This is a genomic window from Streptomyces sp. NPDC035033 (genome assembly GCF_040636735.1).
Taxonomy (GTDB): domain Bacteria; phylum Actinomycetota; class Actinomycetes; order Streptomycetales; family Streptomycetaceae; genus Streptomyces.
Genome location: NZ_JBEZUZ010000087.1, coordinates 16,934 through 35,397, shown reverse-complemented (window position 1 = coordinate 35,397; position 18,464 = coordinate 16,934). Strand labels below are relative to the sequence as shown.

Annotated in this window: 17 protein-coding genes; 9 read left to right on the top strand and 8 right to left on the bottom strand. The window is 73.7% G+C overall.

All coding sequences use genetic code 11. From position 1 onward, the window contains the following. Window positions 1-50: 50 nt before the first annotated feature. Window positions 51-407 carry an iron-sulfur cluster assembly accessory protein gene (locus AB0E83_RS28085; protein ID WP_362117686.1) on the bottom strand — a complete coding sequence of 119 codons (357 nt, stop codon included), beginning with the start codon at window positions 405-407 and terminating at the stop codon, window positions 51-53. A gap of 235 nt (window positions 408-642) precedes the next feature. Here AB0E83_RS28085 and nadA point away from each other — a divergent pair, with 235 nt between their 5' ends. Continuing rightward, window positions 643-1,824 (top strand): quinolinate synthase NadA, encoded by a 1,182-nt coding sequence (nadA, locus tag AB0E83_RS28080; protein ID WP_362117683.1) that lies wholly within the window; start codon window positions 643-645, stop codon window positions 1,822-1,824. 79 nt (window positions 1,825-1,903) lie between these two features. Here nadA and AB0E83_RS28075 read toward each other — a convergent pair whose 3' ends face one another. The 5 genes from AB0E83_RS28075 to AB0E83_RS28055 all read right to left on the bottom strand — a co-directional run bounded on the left by AB0E83_RS28075 (window position 1,904) and on the right by AB0E83_RS28055 (window position 8,519). After that, complete coding sequence (locus tag AB0E83_RS28075; RefSeq protein WP_362117680.1) at window positions 1,904-5,062, bottom strand: efflux RND transporter permease subunit; 3,159 nt, start codon at window positions 5,060-5,062, stop codon at window positions 1,904-1,906. 158 nt (window positions 5,063-5,220) lie between these two features. After that, window positions 5,221-5,910, bottom strand: a complete 690-nt coding sequence (locus tag AB0E83_RS28070) for a response regulator transcription factor (RefSeq protein ID WP_362117677.1) — start codon at window positions 5,908-5,910, stop codon at window positions 5,221-5,223. Further along, on the bottom strand, window positions 5,907-7,118 hold the full coding sequence (locus tag AB0E83_RS28065) for a histidine kinase (protein ID WP_362117694.1): 1,212 nt from the start codon (window positions 7,116-7,118) through the stop codon (window positions 5,907-5,909). The genes AB0E83_RS28070 and AB0E83_RS28065 overlap by 4 nt, the downstream gene beginning before the upstream one ends. A 303-nt stretch (window positions 7,119-7,421) precedes the next feature. After that, window positions 7,422-7,700 (bottom strand): hypothetical protein, encoded by a 279-nt coding sequence (locus tag AB0E83_RS28060; protein WP_362117674.1) that lies wholly within the window; start codon window positions 7,698-7,700, stop codon window positions 7,422-7,424. Window positions 7,701-7,721: 21 nt separating this feature from the next. Continuing rightward, a complete protein-coding gene (locus AB0E83_RS28055; protein ID WP_362117671.1) occupies window positions 7,722-8,519 on the bottom strand; it encodes a PspA/IM30 family protein in 798 nt (265 codons plus the stop codon). 287 nt (window positions 8,520-8,806) lie between these two features. Between AB0E83_RS28055 and AB0E83_RS28050 the strand changes: the two genes are divergently transcribed. From AB0E83_RS28050 to AB0E83_RS28040, 3 genes are all read left to right on the top strand, one after another. Then, window positions 8,807-9,409, top strand: coding sequence for a DUF3043 domain-containing protein (locus AB0E83_RS28050; RefSeq protein WP_362117668.1), 603 nt, complete (start codon window positions 8,807-8,809; stop codon window positions 9,407-9,409). 65 nt (window positions 9,410-9,474) lie between these two features. After that, window positions 9,475-10,251: a methyltransferase domain-containing protein gene (locus AB0E83_RS28045; protein ID WP_362117691.1), complete on the top strand. Its 777-nt coding sequence runs from the start codon at window positions 9,475-9,477 to the stop codon at window positions 10,249-10,251. 180 nt (window positions 10,252-10,431) lie between these two features. After that, window positions 10,432-11,529 (top strand): trypsin-like peptidase domain-containing protein, encoded by a 1,098-nt coding sequence (locus tag AB0E83_RS28040; protein WP_362117665.1) that lies wholly within the window; start codon window positions 10,432-10,434, stop codon window positions 11,527-11,529. A 57-nt stretch (window positions 11,530-11,586) separates the two neighbouring features. Here AB0E83_RS28040 and AB0E83_RS28035 read toward each other — a convergent pair whose 3' ends face one another. Then, window positions 11,587-11,796 carry a hypothetical protein gene (locus AB0E83_RS28035; protein ID WP_362117662.1) on the bottom strand — a complete coding sequence of 70 codons (210 nt, stop codon included), beginning with the start codon at window positions 11,794-11,796 and terminating at the stop codon, window positions 11,587-11,589. A 91-nt stretch (window positions 11,797-11,887) separates the two neighbouring features. On the opposite strand from AB0E83_RS28035, the gene AB0E83_RS28030 reads away from it, so the two are divergent. The 4 genes from AB0E83_RS28030 to AB0E83_RS28015 all read left to right on the top strand — a co-directional run bounded on the left by AB0E83_RS28030 (window position 11,888) and on the right by AB0E83_RS28015 (window position 16,857). Beyond that, entirely contained in the window at window positions 11,888-13,093 is a 1,206-nt protein-coding gene (locus AB0E83_RS28030) for a bifunctional adenosylcobinamide kinase/adenosylcobinamide-phosphate guanylyltransferase (protein ID WP_362117659.1), read from the top strand. A gap of 78 nt (window positions 13,094-13,171) precedes the next feature. Further along, window positions 13,172-14,251, top strand: coding sequence for a nicotinate-nucleotide--dimethylbenzimidazole phosphoribosyltransferase (cobT, locus tag AB0E83_RS28025; protein ID WP_362117689.1), 1,080 nt, complete (start codon window positions 13,172-13,174; stop codon window positions 14,249-14,251). Window positions 14,252-14,362: 111 nt separating this feature from the next. Then, on the top strand, window positions 14,363-16,150 hold the full coding sequence (locus tag AB0E83_RS28020; RefSeq protein WP_362117656.1) for a phosphatidylglycerol lysyltransferase domain-containing protein: 1,788 nt from the start codon (window positions 14,363-14,365) through the stop codon (window positions 16,148-16,150). 8 nt (window positions 16,151-16,158) lie between these two features. Further along, window positions 16,159-16,857 (top strand): hypothetical protein, encoded by a 699-nt coding sequence (locus AB0E83_RS28015; protein WP_362117653.1) that lies wholly within the window; start codon window positions 16,159-16,161, stop codon window positions 16,855-16,857. Here the strand turns inward: AB0E83_RS28015 and AB0E83_RS28010 are convergent. Further along, entirely contained in the window at window positions 16,797-17,561 is a 765-nt protein-coding gene (locus tag AB0E83_RS28010) for a hypothetical protein (RefSeq protein WP_362117650.1), read from the bottom strand. The genes AB0E83_RS28015 and AB0E83_RS28010 overlap by 61 nt on opposite strands. A gap of 76 nt (window positions 17,562-17,637) precedes the next feature. On the opposite strand from AB0E83_RS28010, the gene cobS reads away from it, so the two are divergent. Beyond that, window positions 17,638-18,402 (top strand): adenosylcobinamide-GDP ribazoletransferase, encoded by a 765-nt coding sequence (gene cobS / locus AB0E83_RS28005; RefSeq protein ID WP_362117647.1) that lies wholly within the window; start codon window positions 17,638-17,640, stop codon window positions 18,400-18,402. Window positions 18,403-18,464 lie beyond the last annotated feature (62 nt).

The following is an 18,464-nucleotide window of genomic DNA, read 5'->3' as shown; positions in this document are numbered from 1 at the left end:
CCCGGGAGCGCGCTCCCGGGCCACCGCCCTCTTCGCCGCCGGGCGACGGCTCAGCTGAACGAGTCGCCGCAGGCGCAGGAGCCGGTGGCGTTCGGGTTGTCGATCGTGAAGCCCTGCTTCTCGATGGTGTCGACGAAGTCGATCGAGGCGCCGCCCAGGTACGGGGCGCTCATGCGGTCGGTGACGACCTTGACGCCGTCGAAGTCCTTGACGACGTCGCCGTCGAGCGAGCGCTCGTCGAAGAACAGCTGGTAGCGCAGGCCGGAGCAGCCGCCGGGCTGGACGGCGACGCGCAGGGCCAGGTCGTCGCGGCCTTCCTGGTCGAGCAGAGCCTTGACCTTGGCCGCGGCGGCGTCGCTCAGAAGGATGCCGTCGCTGACGGTGCTGGTCTCGTCCGATACGGACATCTACATCTCTCCCGGGTTGTACGGAGACTGCTTGCCGACGGTTGCAACCGGCGGTGCCCCGGATTCATTCCGGGTCGAGTGGGATTTCCCTCCTTCATGCTCGCACATGCCGCCCGAAGACGCGGAGGGCGAATTCGTCACATCGACACTATGGACATCGTCAGAATGACGTGAAGGGGTTATGATAGATAGCGTCATTTAGACGAAAAGGTTCCCCGAAGAAAGGGTGCGTGACGTGACCACCGCCCAGACCCCCCTGGACGTCCAGCCGACGCCGCTCGCCCTCCTGCTGCTCGGCCGCGAGGCCGATCCCAAGAGCGAGCGCGGCGTGGAGTGTCCCGGCGATCTGCCGTCGCCCTCCGACCCCGACCTGGTGGAGCGCGCCCGCGCGGCCAAGGAGAAGCTCGGGGACAAGGTCTTCGTCCTCGGCCACCACTACCAGCGCGACGAGGTCATCCAGTTCGCCGACGTCACCGGCGACTCCTTCAAGCTGGCCCGCGACGCCGCCGCCAAGCCGGAGGCCGAGTACATCGTCTTCTGCGGCGTGCACTTCATGGCGGAGTCGGCGGACATCCTCACCGGTGACGACCAGAAGGTCGTCCTGCCGGACCTCGCGGCCGGCTGCTCGATGGCCGACATGGCCACCGCCGAGCAGGTCGCCGAGTGCTGGGACGTGCTGACCGAGGCCGGGATCGCCGACCAGGTGGTGCCCGTCTCGTACATGAACTCCTCGGCCGACATCAAGGCCTTCACCGGCAAGCACGGGGGCACGATCTGCACCTCGTCCAATGCCGAGCGGGCCCTGAACTGGGCCTTCGAGCAGGGCGAGAAGGTGCTCTTCCTGCCCGACCAGCACCTGGGCCGCAACACCGCCGTCCGCGACATGGGCATGTCCCTGGACGACTGTGTGGTCTACAACCCGCACAAGCCGAACGGCGGGCTCACCGCCGAGCAGCTGCGCGCCGCCAAGATGATCCTGTGGCGGGGTCACTGCTCGGTGCACGGCCGCTTCTCGCTGGAGTCGGTCGAGGACGTCCGCGCCCGCATCCCCGGCGTGAACGTGCTGGTCCACCCCGAGTGCAAGCACGAGGTCGTCGCCGCCGCGGACTACGTGGGCTCGACCGAGTACATCATCAACACCCTGGAGGCGGCCCCGGCCGGCTCGAAGTGGGCGATCGGCACGGAGCTGAACCTGGTCCGCCGCCTGGCGAACCGTTACGCCGACCAGGGCAAGGAGATCGTCTTCCTCGACAAGACGGTCTGCTTCTGCTCGACGATGAACCGGATCGACCTGCCGCACCTGGTGTGGACGCTCGAATCGCTGGCCGAGGGCAACCTGGTCAACCGGATCGAGGTCGACAAGGAGACGGAGTCCTTCGCGAAGCTGGCGCTGGAGCGGATGCTGGCCCTGCCGTAACGGTTCTCCCGTACGTACGCCGGAAGGGGCGGCCCCACGAGTCCGTGGGGCCGCCCCTTCCCGTCCGTCACCCGGGGGGTCAGTCCAGGGCGTCGAGCAGGCTCGCGTCGAGCGGGGAGACCTCCGGCTGCTGCGGGACCTCCGTGCCGTCGCCCTTCTTGAGCGTCTTCTTCGCGCCCTTCTTCGCCGCCTTCTTCTTCGCGCGGCGCTCCTTGCGGAGCTCGACCATCGCGTAGAGCGTCGGGACGAGCAGGAGGGTCAGCAGGGTCGAGCTGATCAGGCCGCCGATCACGACCACGGCGAGCGGCTGGGCGATGAAGCCGCCCTCGCCGGTGATGCCGAGGGCCATCGGCAGCAGGGCGAAGATCGTCGCCAGGGCGGTCATCAGGATCGGGCGGAGCCGGTGCCGGCCGCCCTCCACGACCGCCTCGACGACGCCGTACCCCTGGGCCCGGTACTGGTTGATCAGGTCGATCAGGACGATCGCGTTCGTCACGACGATGCCGATGAGCATCAGCATGCCGATCATCGCCGGGACGCCCATCGCGGTGCCGGTGGCGACGAGGAGGCCGAGGGCGCCGGTGGCCGCGAACGGGATGGAGACCAGCAGGATCAGCGGCTGGACCAGCGACCTGAAGGTCGCCACCAGCAGCATGAAGACGATCGCGACGGCCGCGAGCATCGCCAGGAACAGGTTGACGAAGGCCTCCTCCTGGTCCTCGGAGACGCCGCCGACGGAGGCGGAGGCGCCCTCCGGCAGGTCGAGCGCGTTGATCTTCGACTGGAGCGCGGTGCCGACGGCGCCGGTGTTGTCCGTGGTCGGCTTGGCCGTGACGGTCGCCGCGCGGGCGCCGTCGATCCGGGTCATGGAGACCGGGCCGGGGACGAGCTCGACGGTGGCGATGTCACCGAGCTTCACCGGGCCGAGGGGCAGCGCCTTCAGCTGGGCGAGGGTGGTGGCCGGGGCGGCCGAGGTGATGAGGATGTCCCGCTCGGTGTCGTCGAGGGTGGCCTTGCCGGCCGGGGTGCCGCGGACGGCCTGGGCGACGACCATGCCGAGGGTGGCGTCGTCGAAGCCGGCGTCGGCCGCCTTCGCGTTGGCCTTCACGGAGATCCGCGGGACCGACTGGGAGAGGTCGCTCTGGACGTCGGTGACGTCCTCCAGCTCGGAGACGGCCTTCCGGACCTGCTCGGACGCCTTCTGGAGCAGCTCCCGGTCGCCGGCCTTCACGACGACGCTGAGGTCCTGGGCGGCGAAGCCGTCGCCGGCCGAGATCGAGGTGTCGCCGACGCCGTCGAGCTTCCCGAGGCCCGCCTCGATGGCGTCGCGGGTCTTCTCGTACGAGGCGGACTCCTCCAGGGTGACCTGGAAGGACGCCTGGTTGGCGCCGGTGCCGCCGCCGAAGGCCGCCATGAAGCCGGAGGAGCCGACGGTGACCTGGTAGTCCTTGACGCCCTCGGTGTCCGCGAGGACCTTCTCGACCTTCTTCGCGGCCGCGTCGGAGGCGTCCAGGGAGGTGCCCGGCGCCAGCTTCTGCTTGACCGTCAGGACCGGCTGGTCGCCCTGGTCGAAGAAGTTGGTCTTCAGCAGCGGCGCCATGCCGAAGGTGACGACGAGCACGACGAGGGCGATGGCCACGCTGGTGAGGCGGCGGCGGGTGGCGAAGCGGAGCACCGGCACGTACGCGCGCTGGAGGCGGCTCCTCGTCTCCTTCTCCTCGGCGAGCCTGCGGGCCTCGTCCGGGTCCTCGGAGGTGCCCTTGGGGGCGCGCAGGAACCAGTACGAGAGCACCGGGACGACCGTCAGCGACACCAGCAGCGAGGCCAGCAGGGCGGCGGTCACGGTGAGGCTGAAGGAGCCGAACAGCTCGCCGACCATGCCGCCGACCAGGCCGATCGGCAGGAAGACGGCGACGGTGGTGAGGGTCGAGGAGGTGACCGCGCCGGCCACCTCCTTCACGGCCGTGATGATCGCGGACTGGCGGTCCTCGCCGTAGCCGAGGTGGCGCTTGATGTTCTCCAGGACCACGATCGAGTCGTCGACGACCCGGCCGATGGCGATGGTGAGCGCGCCGAGCGTCAGCACGTTGAGGGAGAGGTCGCGGGTCCACAGCACGATCAGCGCGAGGACGACCGAGAGCGGGATGGAGACCGCGGTGACCAGGGTCGAGCGGATCGAGGCGAGGAAGACCAGGATCACCAGGACGGCCATGACGAGGCCGAGAGCGCCCTCGGTGGTGAGGCCGGAGATCGACTTGGCGACGGCCGGGCCCTGGTCGGAGACGACGGTCAGCTCGGCGCCCGCGCCCAGCTGCTTCCGCAGCTCGGGCAGCTTCTCCTCGACGGCCTCGGAGATGGCGACGGCGCTGCCGTCCTTGTCCATGGTGGCCATGACGGCGAGGCTGGGCTTGCCGTTGGTGCGGGTCAGCGAGACCCGGGCGGACTCCTCCTGCTTCACGGTGGCGACGTCGGCGAGCCGGACCGCCTTGCCCTTGGCGGGCTTCACGCGCAGGTCCTGGATCTGCTGGAGCGAGGTGTAGCCGCCGCCGACCTGGACGGTGCGGCTCCGGCCGGCCTCGGCGAAGGAGCCGGCGGGCACGGTGGCGCCGCCGGTCTGGAGGGCCTGGGCGAGGTTCGCGGAGGTCAGGCCGGCCGCGGCGAGCTTGCGCTCGTCGGGGGTGACGGAGACCTGGAGGTCCTGGACGCCGTCGACGCTGACCTGGCCGACGCCGTCGATGTCCTCCAGGGCGGGGACGACGGTCCGCTCCAGCCGGTCGGCGAGGGCCTGCTGGTCCTGGTCGGAGGTGGCGGCGAGGACGACGGTCGGGATGTCGTCGGTGGAGCCGGCCACGACCTGCGGGTCGACCGACTCGGGCAGCACCGCCCGGGCGCGGTTGACGGCCTGCTGGACGTCGGCGACGAGCTGCTTGGTGGACTCGTCCCCGTAGTCGAAGGAGGCCATGATGACGGCGCTGCCCTCGGAGGCGGTGGACGTGATGCCCTTGATGCCGTCGACGGCCTTGAGGTTGTTCTCCAGCGGCTCGACGACCTGCTTCTCGACCACGTCGGGAGAGGCGCCCTGGTACGGGGCGATGACCGAGACCATCGGGAGCTCGATCGAGGGGAACAGCTGCTGCTTCAGCTGAGGTATCGCGATCAGTCCGAAGACGACGGCGACGATGGACATCAGCCCGATCAGGGCCCGTTGCGCGAGGCTGAATCTGGACAGCCAGGACATGGGGTCTCTCTTCTGTGGCGTACTCGTCGGCAGGCGGCGGGCAGCCAGGCGCGCCCCCCAGCGCCCAGGATCAGCCATCCGGGGGACGAAGTCCTCGGCCCCCGGGCCCGTTTCCGGGCGGGGTCCGTACCGCGTCCGCAGTACGCCGGCGGCCGGGGTCACTCCCCCCTCGGGCGTACCAGTCCCGTCTCGTAGGCGGTGACCACCAGCTGGGCGCGGTCGCGGGCGCCGAGCTTGGCCATGGTGCGGTTGACGTGGGTCTTGACGGTGAGCGGGCTGACGTCGAGCCGTTCGGCGATCTCGTCGTTGGAGAGGCCGCCGCCGACCAGGACCAGGACCTCCCGCTCGCGGGCGGTGAGCGCGGCGAGCCGGTCGGCGTCGATCCGGGCCCCGGCGGCGACCGGGTCGACGGCGGCGCTCTGGGCGAGGAAGGTGGCGATCAGGCCCTTGGTGGCGGCCGGGGAGAGCAGCGCCTCGCCGGCGTGCGCGACCCGGATCGCGCCGAGCAGCTCCTCCGGTTCGGCGCCCTTGCCGAGGAAGCCGGAGGCGCCGGCGCGCAGCGACTCGACCACGTACTCGTCGATCTCGAAGGTGGTGAGCATGACGATCCGCACGCCGGCGAGGTCCGGGTCGGCGGTGATCATGCGGGTGGCGGCGAGGCCGTCGGTGCCGGGCATCCGGATGTCCATGAGGACGACGTCGGGCCGTTCGGCGCGGGCGAGGGCGGCGGCCTGCGCCCCGTCGGCGGCCTCCCCGACGACCTCCATGTCGGGCTCGGAGTCGACCAGGACCCGGAAGGCGCTGCGCAGCAGGGCCTGGTCGTCCGCGAGCAGTACCCGGATCGTCATGCGTCCTCCCCCTCCTCCCGGGCCGGCCCCGGGAACAGCGGCAGTATCGCCTGCACCCGGAAGCCGCCGCCGTAGCGGGGTGCGGCGGTGAGGGCGCCGCCGAGGGCGGTGACCCGCTCGCGCATGCCGAGCAGGCCGTGGCCGCCGGAGGGCTCGGGGGCCGCGCCGGCCGCCGGGGCGCCGTCGTCGAGGACGGTGATCTCGACGGTACGGCCCACGAGGACGACGCTCACCTCGGCGCGGGCGTCCGGCCCGGCGTGCTTGCGGACGTTGGTCAGGGCCTCCTGGACGATCCGGTACGCGGCGAGGTCGACGGCGGCCGGGAGGGGCCGGTCGCCGTCGGTGCGGGCCAGCGAGACGGGCAGGCCGGCCTTGCGGAAGCTGTCGAGGAGCCCGTCGAGGACGGCGAGGCCGGGGGCGGGTTCGGTGGGGGCCGCGGGGTCGCCGGACTGGCGGAGCAGGCCGACGGTGGCGCGGAGCTCGTCGAGGGCGGAGCGGCTGGCCTCGCGGACGTGGGCGAGGGCCTCCTTGGCCTGGTCGGGGCGCTTGTCCATGACGTGGGAGGCGACCCCGGCCTGCACGTTGACCAGGGCGATGTGGTGGGCGACGACGTCGTGGAGGTCGCGGGCGATGCGGAGGCGTTCCTCGGCGACCCGGCGGCGGGCCTCCTCCTCCCGGGTCCGTTCGGCGCGCTCGGCCCGCTCCCGTATGGCGTCGACGAAGGCGCGGCGGCTGCGGACGGCGTCGCCGGCGGCCGCGGCCATGCCGGTCCAGGCGAAGACCCCGAGGTTCTCCTGGGCGTACCAGGGGGTGGGGCCGAAGGCCATGGCGGCGACGGCGAGCACGGTCATGGTGGCGAGGCCGACCCGCCAGGTGGTGGGGCGGTCGGTGCGGGAGGCGACGGTGTAGAGGGCGACGGCGGCGCTGACGGTGACCGGGGCGGGCCGGGTCTCGCCGAGCAGCTCGACGAGGGCGAGCGCGGCGGTGAAGACGAGGACGGCGAAGGGCCGGCGGCGGCGGAGCACGAGGGCCGCGGCGGCGACGGCCATCATCAGGGCGCCGAGGAGGGTGGGGGCGCGGTCGCCGAAGGTGGGGCCGGTGGGGCTGCCGTGGGGGTCGGTGAAGGAGGCGGCGATCATCGCGACGAGGACGCCGAGGGCCAGGAGGGCGTCGAAGGCGAGGGGGTGGTCGCGGAAGCGGGCGCACAGGCGTGCGGGGAGCCCGGGCGCGGGGGGTTCTGGTGCGGGTCCTGGTCCGGTGCGGGTCACCCGGAAACGGTACGGCGTGCCCCGGACGCGGGGAACGGCGCCGGCCTGCGCGGCGGCGTGGGTGCGGGCGCGGGAGCGCGGATGCGAGGGCGCGGGGAACGGCGCCGGCCTGCGCGGGGGCGCGGGCACGGGGGCGCGCGTACGGGGGCGGAGGCGCCCGCCGGGGCGCCGTGCCGGTGGGCCCGCCCTCCCCCGAGGGCCTCGTCCCGGGGCCCCGGCGGGGCGGGGACCCGCGCCGGGGGCTCAGCCGGGGATCAGGCCGTCGTCGGAGAGCATGGCGCGGACCTCGTCCAGGGTGGCGTCGGGGGACGGGAGGATGAGTTCCGAGGGTTCCAGGGCGTCGTCGGGGAGGGGGGTCCCCAGACGGCGGACGGCGGCGAGGAGGGCGCCGAGGGTGCGGCGGAAGCCTTCCTCGTCGCCCGACTCCATCTCGTCGAGCAGCTCGTCGTCGAGCCCGTTGAGCTCGGCGACGTGGCTGTCGGCCAGCTCGCGCTGGCCCTCCCCCATGATCCGTACGATCATGACGCGTCCTCTGCCGGTCGGCTACTGCTTGTCGAAACGGGGGTGGGACTGCTGCTGGTTCTGCTGGGGGGCGCCGGTCGCGCCGCCCTCGATGGCCTGCTGCCGGTCGGCGGGGCCCCCGGCCAGCTCGGCCTTCATGCGCTGGAGCTCCAGCTCGACGTCGGTGCCGCCGGAGAGGCGGTCCAGCTCGGCCTGGAGGTCGTCCTTGGCGAGGCCGGACTGGTCGTCGAGCGCGCCGGAGGCGAGGAGCTCGTCGATGGCGCCGGCGCGGGCCTGGAGCTGGGCGGTCTTGTCCTCGGCCCGCTGGATGGCGAGGCCGACGTCGCTCATCTCCTCGGAGATGCCGGAGAAGGACTCGGCGATCCGGGTCTGGGCCTGGGCGGCGGTGTAGGTGGCCTTGATGGTCTCCTTCCGGGTGCGGAAGGCGTCGACCTTGGCCTGGAGCCGCTGGGCGGCGAGGGTCAGCTTCTCCTCCTCGCCCTGGAGGGTCTGGTGCTGCACCTCCAGGTCGCTGACCTGCTGCTGGAGCGCGGCGCGGCGGGACAGCGCCTCGCGGGCGAGGTCCTCGCGGCCGAGCGCCAGCGCCTTGCGGCCCTGGTCCTCCAGCTTGGCGGACTGCCCCTGCAACTGGTTCAGCTGGAGTTCGAGCCGCTTGCGGGAGGTGGCGACGTCGGCGACGCCCCGGCGCACCTTCTGCAGCAGCTCCAGCTGCTTCTGGTAGGAGTAGTCGAGCGTTTCGCGCGGGTCCTCGGCCCGGTCAAGGGCCTTGTTCGCCTTCGCGCGGAAGATCATCCCCATACGCTTCATGACACCGCTCATGGGCTTCGCGCGCCCCCTTCTGACGGACTCGGCACCAGCTCTTCGTCAGGATCCACAGTACGGTCCCTGTCTCCATTACCGCACTGTTCGGAGCGGGATGCGCTCCTCCCCAAGGACGAGTTGGGGCCGGTCCCCCCTCCGGCGGGAGGAGGAGGGGAGCTCCGGGGGAGCCCCGGTCCGGTCCCGGACGCGTCCTCGTGTGCGTACCGGCTACGACGCCGGCTGTGAGCGGATCGTTCCCTCCCGGACTGGGGTTCCGCGCCCGCCACCCCGTACCCTTGGGTTTTGTGTTCCGTAGCCGTTCGAAGGATGAGAAGGCCCCCACCGAGAAGGTGACGGCGGACCTCTCCAAGCAGCCCCGCGACCCCGAGGCCCCCAAGGGCCGCCCGACCCCGAAGCGGAGTGAGGCCCAGACGCAGCGTCGTCGTGCGCAGACCGTCCCGCTCGACCGCAAGGAGGCCGCCAAGCGCGCCCGTGAGGCGCGGCGGGCCGACCTGACGCGTCAGCGCGAGGCGCTGAACAGCGGTGACGAGCGCTATCTGCCGGCCCGTGACAAGGGTCCGGTGCGCCGTTTCGTGCGCGATTTCGTCGACTCGCGGTTCGCGGTCGCCGAGTTCTTCCTGCCGATGGCCGTGGTCATCCTGGTGCTCTCGCTGTTCGGCAACACGAACCGGTCGCTCCAGAACATCTCGCTGCTGCTCTGGCTCGGCGTGATCGTCATGATCATCATCGACTCGATCGGCATCTGGATCCGTCTGCGGAAGCAGCTCAACGCGCGCTTCCCGAACGAGCCGAAGCGCGGCGCGATCGCGTACGGCCTGATGCGCACGCTCCAGATGCGCCGTCTGCGGCTGCCGAAGCCGCAGGTCAAGCGCGGAGAGCGGCCCTGAGCGCGGACGGCTCGGCCTCCGGCGGGCACGCCTTCGGTGTGGACGCCTCCACGGCGGGCGGCCCCGTGCTGCCCGCCGTCGTCCACTGGCCCGCCGGTCACGGCGGGCTCCGGGACACCATCCGGCAGGAGATCGTCGCCCGCCAGGTGGACGAGCAGATAACCGGCCGCTACCCGGTGGGGCAGCGGCTGCGGATCCTCGACGCGGGGATGGGGGCCGGTGCGCAGGCGCTGCGGCTGGCCCGGGCCGGGCACACCGTCACGGGCCTGGAGGCCGATCCCGAGCTGCTGAAGACCGCCCGCGACTCGCTGGCGACCGAGCCGGCCGGGATCCGCGAGCGGGTCCGGCTGATCGAGGGGGACGGCCGCGAGACCGGCGTCCACTTCCTGCCGGGCAGCTTCGACGTGGTCCTGTGCCACGGGGTGCTCATGTACGCCGACGAGCCGGACGCGCTGCTCGCGGGCCTGGCCCGGATGCTGGCCCCCGGCGGCCTGCTCTCCCTGGTGGTACGGAACGCGGACGCCCTCGCCATGCGGCCGGGGCTCGCCGGGGACTGGGCGGGCGCGCTGGCCGGCTTCGACACCGACGTCTACCAGGACGACGACGGCGTGAAGGTGCGGGCCGACCGGCTGGAGGCGCTGACGGCGACGCTCGCGGGGATCGCGGCGCCGCTGCACGCCTGGTACGGGGTGCGGGTCTTCACCGACGGGGTCCCCCTGGAGGCGGGGCTGCCGCCCGCCGAGGAGCTGGAGCGGCTGCTCGCCGCCGAGGAGCGGGCGGGCAGGACCGATCCGTACCGGCGGGTCGCGGCGCTGCTGCACCTGTGCGGGGTCCGGGGCTGAGCCCTCCGACGGACGGCCGAGGGGCCGGTGCGCCGACGCGGCGCGCCGGCCCCTTCGCGCGTCGCCCTTCTCCGGCCCGTACCCCTGCCCCGATCGGCGCGGGACACGCCTGACGGGCCGTACGCCTGATCGGAGGCGTCCACCGGGACGGACGAAGGGCGCGGAACGGATACTCCGGACATGGATGCCTCCCACGCCCGCACCCGCACCCGCACCCGCACCCGCACCCGACGTATCGCCCTCCCCCTCGCCGCGGGGGTCTGCGCCGCGGCGCTGACCGCCGGCTGTTCCGCGGAGCCCGCGCCCTCCGCCGCGCCCGAGCGGTCCACCGCGCAGGCGGCGGCGCCGCTCGCCGCCAACGACCTCCAGGACGACTACCAGACCGTCATCAGGAACGTCCTGCCGTCCGTGGTGCAGATCGACGCCTCGCAGAGCCTCGGGTCCGGGGTCGTCTACGACGAGCGGGGGCACATCGTCACCAACGCGCACGTGGTCGGGCGGGAGAAGACCTTCAAGGTCACCGCCGCCACCGGCGGGCAGGCCGTCGCCGCCCGGCTGGTCTCCTCCTACCCGGAGCAGGACCTCGCGGTGATCCGGCTGGAGTCGGTGCCCGACGGGCTCAAGCCGGCCCGGTTCGGCGACTCGGCGGCCGTGGAGATGGGGCAGATCGTGCTGGCGATGGGGTCCCCGCTGGGCCTCTCCGGCAGCGTCACCCAGGGCATCGTCTCCGCCACCGGCCGCACGGTCAGCGAGGGCCGGACCGGCGGCGGCACCGGCGCCACCATCGGCAACATGGTGCAGACCTCGGCGGCGATCAACCCCGGCAACAGCGGGGGCGCCCTGGTCGACCTGGACAGCGAGGTGATCGGCATCCCGACGCTGGCGGCCACCGACCCGGAGCTGGGCGGCAGTGCGGCGCCCGGCATCGGCTTCGCGATCCCCGCCTCGATGGTGCGGACGGTCGCCGACCAGATCATCAAGGACGGCAAGGTCACCGACTCGGGCCGGGCGGCCCTCGACATCACCGGCCGCACGGTCCTGGACGACGAGTACGAGCCGGCGGGCGTGGCCGTGGTGGAGGCCGAGGCGGGCGGCGCGGCGGCGGACGCGGGGCTGCGGGCGGGGGACGTGATCACCCGGCTCGCCGACGACGACATCACGACGATCACCTCGCTCGCGGAGTCCCTGGCGGGGCGCGCGCCGGGCGACCGGGTGACGGTGACGTACGTGCGGGGCGCGGAGACCCGCAAGGCGGAGGTGACCCTCGGGGAGATGTGAGGCGGGGACGGGAAGGGGCGGGACCCCCGGTCGGGTCCCGCCCCTTCCGTCACGCCGTCAGGCGCCCTCGGCGTCCAGCGGCATCGGGCCGTAGATCTTCGTGGCGTCCTCGGAGAGGACCACCTGGTCCGCGCCGCCCGCGAGGAGGTCGCGCCAGTGCTCGCCGAGCCAGCTCTCGGCGTCCCCCTGGGTGCCGAACTCCTCCGGGGTCACCACCGGCACCACCTCCGTGCCGTCGGACTTCTCGAACCGCCACGTCCACGCCATGTCCGCCTCCTGGGGCTCACCGGATGATCGGTTTCCTGCCCGCAGCGTAGCCGGGCGAGCACCGCGCGCGGGGGCGCGGGAGGATCAGGGTGTGGAACTGACTCTGCTCGGCACCGGATCCCCGCTCGGCCTGCCCCGTCCCGACTGCCCCTGCGCGGTGTGCGCGCGCTCCCGAGGGAGCCGCGCGCGGGCCGCGACCTCGCTGCTCGTGGACGGCGCCCTGCTGCTCGACCTCACCCCGGGGGCGGCGCTCGCCGCGGCCCGCGCGGGGCGCTCGCTGGTGGGGGTGCGGCAGGTGCTCCTGACGCATCCGCACGACGGCCCGGCGGTGGAGGTGCCGGCCGGGCTGCCGACGGCCGGGCGGGTGCCCGACGGGCGGGAGCTGACGCTGATCAGCGGGCACCGGGTGCGGGCGGTGCCGATGGACTCCCCCGGCACCGGGTACGAGGTGGTGTCGGCCGACGGCGAGCGGCTCCTGTACCTGCCGCCGGGCGGGGCGCCCGCGGGGCTCGCGGAGAACCACCAGGAGCCGTACGACCTGGTGGCGGCGGACGTGACGGGCCGGCCGGACGCGCTGGCGCGGCTGCGGGCCACCGGCGCCGTGGGGCCCGCCACCGAGGTGATCGCCGTCCACCTGGACCACGGCGCGCCGGCCGGCGGCGAGCTGGAGCGGCGGCTCGCGGCGGCCGGGGCGCGGGCGGTGCCGGACGGGACGACGCTGTACCTGGGCGAGTACCACGAGCTGCCCGAGGTGCCCCGGCGGACGCTGGTGACCGGCGGGGCCCGGTCGGGGAAGTCGGTGGAGGCCGAGCGGCGCCTGGAGACCTTCCCCGAGGTGGTGTACGTGGCGACCGGCGGGACCCGCGAGGGCGACCCGGAGTGGGCGGAGCGGGTGGGCCTGCACCGGGAGCGGCGGCCGGGCTCCTGGCGCACCGCCGAGACGACCGACCTGGTGCCGCTGCTCGCCGGGGACGACGGCCCCGCGCTGCTGATCGACTGCCTGTCGCTGTGGCTGACGGACGCCATGGACCGGGTGGACGCCTGGTCCGACGAGACGTGGGCGAACGGCGGGCGGGCGGCGCTGCGGGAGCGGACGGCGGAGCTGGTGGCGGCGGTGCGGGCGACCCGCCGGACGGTGGTGGCGGTGACGAACGAGGTCGGGTCGGGCGTGGTGCCGGCGACGGCGGCGGGGCGGCGGTTCCGGGACGAGCTGGGGCGGCTCAACGCGGCCTTCGCCGACGAGTGCGAGCAGGTGGTCCTCGTGGTCGCCGGTCAGCCGCTGGTGCTGCGCGGGTAGGGTGCTGATCCCGATGGACCCGTGTGCCCAACCTCGCTGATGTCACAAGGCGGAAACCCGATGGCCCCCCTGCACCCCCTGAACCTCGACGACTTCTCCGATCTGATCGAGCGCCCCGACGGCGGGATCCGGCGCGACGCCGAGGAGCGCCGGGAGCGGCTCGCCGTCCGGCCCGGCGCGCTCGGGCGCCTCGACGAGCTGGCCGAGTGGCTGTCGGCGGCCCAGTCGGCGGTGCGGGTGCGGGCCGTCGAGCAGCCGAAGGTGGTCGTCTTCGCCGGTGACCACGGCGTCGCCGCGCTGGACGTGTCGGGCCGGCCGGCCGGCTCCGCCCACGCGCTGGTCCGCTCGCTCCTGGACGGGGAGAGCCCGCTGGCGGTGCTCGCCCGCTCGATGGACGTGCCGGTGCGGGTCGTGGACGCGGGCCTGGACTGCGATCCGGAGCTGCTGCCGGAGGCGGTGACCCGGCACCGGGTGCGGCGGGGCAGCGGCCGGATCGACGTCGAGGACGCGCTGACGCCGGAGGAGACCGAGGCGGCGGTGCGGCTCGGGATCGCGATCGCCGACGAGGAGGCCGACTCGGGCACCGACCTGGTGGTGCTCGGCGACCTGAGCGTGGGCGGGACGACCCCGGCGTCGACGCTGATCGCGGCGCTGTGCGGGACCGACGCCTCGGTGGTGACCGGGCGCGGCGGGGCGGGGATCGACGACCTGGCGTGGATGCGCAAGTGCGCGGCGATCCGGGACGCGCTGCGGCGGGCCCGGCCGGTCCTCGGCGACCAGCTGGCGCTGCTCGGCGCGGTCGGCGGGGCGGACCTGGCGGCCATGACCGGCTTCCTGCTCCAGGCGGCGGTGCGGCGGATGCCGGTGATCCTGGACGGGGTGGTGGGCGCGGCCTGCGCGCTGGTGGCGCAGCGGGCGGCGTTCCGGGCTCCGGACTGGTGGCTGGCGGGCCAGGTGTCCGGGGAGCCGGCGCAGGCGAAGGCGCTGGACCGGATGGCGCTCAACCCCCTGCTCGACCAGGGCGTCCTGGTGGGTGAGGGAACCGGGGCACTGCTCGCGCTTCCCCTCGTCCGGGCCGCGGCGGCGCTCGCCGCCGAACTGCCCGAGCGTCCGGAGCCGACCACTCCGGACGAGGCCGCTCCGGACGGGGCGGTCTGACGGGGAGGCGCACCCACGATCGGTGAGGCCCGGAGGCGGCCGTCCGCGACGCGCGGACGGCCGCCTCCGGCGTCGCCGCGCGGAAAGCGATGCCCCATATGATCGCTTTTCATGGGAGAGGTCCGTTTGTCCGCCGAAGGAGCACCCCGGGGCACCGACCGTTCGCGGCGGAGCGCCGCGTTCGCCGTCTGGTACCTCCGCGTCGTCACGTTCCTCAATTTCCTGAGCGCCGCCTGGGTCTCCTTCGGGCAGGACCTGCGCCGGCACAACGAGGACGACTACTTCACGCCGTACATGCTCACCGCGGGTTTCGCCTCCGGCGTCCTCACGCTGTTCCTGGCGATCACCATGCGCCGCCGCAAACGGGCCGCGTGGATCCTCAACACGGTGCTGAGCGGGCTGTTCCTGCTGCTCTTCGCGCTGGTGATGCTCTTCCCGGAGATCCGGCGGCACGCCCAGAACTGGGTCTCCCTGGCCCTGACCGCCGCCTTCTTCGGCTCCCTGCTGCTCGGCCGCAGGGAGTTCTACGCCAAGGGCGACCGGTCCAACCCCCTGCTCGCCGCGGCCGTCGCGGCCGGCGGCCTGCTCGTCACCTCGCTGCTCGCCGCCCTCCTGGTCACCGCCACCGACACGGCGGCCGGGCACTCCACCTTCCTGGAGCGCTGGCGGTACGGCGTGATGCGGCTGATCACCCTGGCCGCGGACGACTCGCGGTTCCCCACGATCACCACCCCCGGCTGGGTGGACGTGGTCATCAACGTGATGTCCACGCTGCTGCTCTTCGCGGTGCTCTTCGCCGCCTTCCGCTCCCGCCGGGCGGTCGACCCGCTGACCGAGGAGGACGAGGAGCGGCTGCGGGCCCTGCTCGACAAGCACGGGGACCGCGACTCGCTCGGCTACTTCGCGCTGCGCCGCGAGAAGAGCGTGGTGTGGTCGCCGAGCGAGAAGGCGGCGGTCGCCTACCGGGTGGTGGGCGGGGTCTCGCTCGCCTCCGGCGACCCGATCGGCGACCCCGAGGCGTGGCCGGGGGCGATCGAGCCGTGGCTCGCCGAGGCGCGGGAGCACGGCTGGATCCCCGCCGTCATGGGCGCGAGCGAGGAGGCCGGCGTCGTCTACGCCCGGCACGGCCTGGACGCCCTGGAACTCGGCGACGAGGCGATCGTGGAGACCGCCGAGTTCACGCTGGACGGGCGGGCGATGCGGACGGTCCGGCAGGCGTACAACCGGGTGAAGCGGGCCGGGTACGAGGTGCGGATCCGGCGCCACGAGGCCGTCCCGGACGCGGAGATGGCCGAGCTGTTGCGGAAGGCGGACGACTGGCGGGACGGGGCGACCGAGCGCGGCTTCTCGATGGCGCTGGGCCGGCTCGGGGACCCGCGCGACGGGCAGTGCGTGATGCTGGAGTGCACCGACGCCGCCGGGGAACTGCGGGCGCTGCTCTCCTTCGTGCCGTGGGGGCCGAAGGGGCTCTCGCTGGACCTGATGCGGCGGGACCGCGACTCCGAGAACGGGCTGGTGGAGTTCATGGTGATCGAACTCCTCCAGCGGTCCGAGGAGATCGGGATCACGCAGGTCTCGCTGAACTTCGCGATGTTCCGGTCCGTCTTCGAACGCGGCTCGAAGCTCGGCGCCGGACCGGTGCTGAGGCTGTGGCGCTCGCTGCTCGGCTTCTTCTCCCGCTGGTGGCAGATCGAGTCGCTGTACCGCGCCAACGCCAAGTACCGACCGATCTGGGAGCCGCGCTTCATGCTCTTCGAGAAGAGCGCCGACCTGCCGCGCATCGGCCTGGCCGCCGGGCGGGCCGAGGGCTTCCTGGAGGCCCCCGGGTTCCTGGGGGCACTCCTTGGACGAAGTCCTTGGGAGAGGCTGTACCGCAAGCACCTGGCGGGCGGACGGTGAGCTCGCCGGTGCGCCGGTTCGCCCGGCGCGAGTGGGGGCCGCTCGCCGGCACGCTGCGACGGGAACTGACGGCGCGCCGGTGGAGGGCGGTGCCGCTGACGCTGACGGCGGTCTGCCTCACCGCGCTCCTCCAGTTCGTCCAGAACCAGCCCTGGGGGTACGGGCCGGTGCGGGCGATCGGCGCCGTGCGGGCCGAGGACCCGCTGTGGCTCGCCCTGCTGCGCACCCCGCTCTCGCTCTTCGTCCCCGCGCTCGACCTGCCGGTCTGGGGCGCGCTCGCGCAGGTCCTGCTGGTCTTCGGGATCGCGGAGCTGTGCCTGGGGCGGTGGCGGACGCTCGGGATCGCCTATCTGGCGACCCTCTGCGGCACCCTGTACGCGCGCGTGGGCCTCGCCCTCGGCCCCGGCACGCTCCTCGGCCTGCCCGCCTCCGACGCGCAGGTGGTGGACACCGGCCCTTCGGCGGCGGTGGTCGGCCTCGCCGTCTACGTCTGCCGGCGGCAGCGGGCGTACTGGACGGGCGCGGCCGTCGTCGTGGCGATGGTGGTCGAGGTCGTCGTCAAGCCGAACCTCGCGGGCAAGGAGCACCTGGCGGCCATCGCCGGGGTGCTCGTGCTGATGGCCTTCCAGGCGTGGCGGGAGCGGGGTCAGGGGGAGCCGGAGCCGCGGCCCGGGACGCGTTCCTGGAAGCCGCCGATCAGGTCCTGAACCCTCCGCCGCACCCGGGTCCAGCGCTTGTCGTGCCGGTAGGCGCGGACCGTGCCACGCGCGCGTGCCCGGTGGCGGCGCCGGTAGACGTGCCGCCACCACCAGGAGCCGGGGCGGGCCAGCCGGACGGCGCCGACGATCGCCACGAAGGGCACGAAGACGCCGATCAGCGCGGTGCGCAGCTTCCCCTTGACCAGGGCGACCAGGATGAGGAGGAAGTTGAGCACCAGGGTGAGGAGGAAGCCCACCCGGTCCTGTCGCTCCTCCTCGGTGACGTCGTCGACGCCGAGCGGGGAGAAGCCGCTGAGCGGCAGCAGCACCAGGGCGGCGGTGAGGACGACGACCTCGACGCTCTTGCGGCCCTCCTCCGACCAGTACACGTCGTCGAGGTGGAGGATGAGCGCGAACTCGTCGAGGACGAGGCCGGCGCCGATCCCGAAGACCACGGCGAAGGCGGCCGCCCCGAAGCCGTGCCGGCCGCTGGCGACCGCGCCGAACCCGCCGAGCACGGTGAGGACCACGCCGGGCACGACGTGATGGATGTGGAGCCCGCCCGAGGAGACGTTCCGGAAGGGGCCCTTCCCGGCGCGGATCAGCCGGGTGACCGTCCGGGTGACCAGGAAGGTGAGGACGAACGAGGTCAGCGCGAGGAGCGTCGGCAGCTTCCCCGGCTCCAGGATGTTGCGGGAGAACCAGTGACCCATGCCACCCCGTTCCGAAACGCACCTCTTGTCCGATAGGCGCAATCTACCGTCCTGGTCCGGCGATTACCCTGCCCGGATGGACGGCCTGCGTTTCGCCTTCGGCACCCTCACCGTGTTCCCCGCCCGCATCACCCGCTGGGACCGGGACGCGGCGCGGGCCGGCATGCTCTGCGCCCCGCTCGCCGGCCTCGCCGTCGGCCTGGTCGCCGCGGCGGCCGGCGGCGTGCTCCTCCTCCTCGGCGCGGGCCCGCTGACCGCCGCCGTCGTCACCGTCGCCGTCCCCGCCGTCCTCACCCGGGGCCTCCACCTCGACGGCCTCGCCGACACCGCGGACGGCCTCGGCAGCGCCAAGCCGGCCGAGGACGCGCTGCGCGTCATGAAGCGGTCCGACATCGGCCCGTTCGGCGTCATCGCCCTCGTCCTCGTCCTGCTCGCGCAGGTCGCTGCCCTGTACGAGCTGTACGGGGAGGGCTGGGCGCACGGCGCGGTCGCCGCCGTCCTGGCGGCCACGGTCGCCCGGCTCGCCCTCACCCACGCCTCCCGGCACGGCGTCCCGGCGGCCCGGCCGGAGGGCCTCGGCGCGGTCGTCGCCGCCACGGTGCCGGTCCGCTCCGCGACCCTCTGCACCGCCGCCGTCCTCCTCCTCGCCGCCGCCTCCGGGCTCCTCCTCTCCCCGTACGACGCCGTCCACGCCGTCCTCGCCGCCGGCGCGGGCCCGGCCGCCGCCGCCCTCCTCCTGCGCCGCTGCGTCCGCCGCTTCGGCGGCGTCACCGGCGACGTCTTCGGCGCCGTGGAGGAGACGGCCGCGACGGCGACGCTGGTGGCGCTGACGCTGGGCTGAGCCGGCGGTGATCGTTTCGTGACCCCGGGGCGGGCAACCCCGCGGGAGCGCGGGCGGTCATG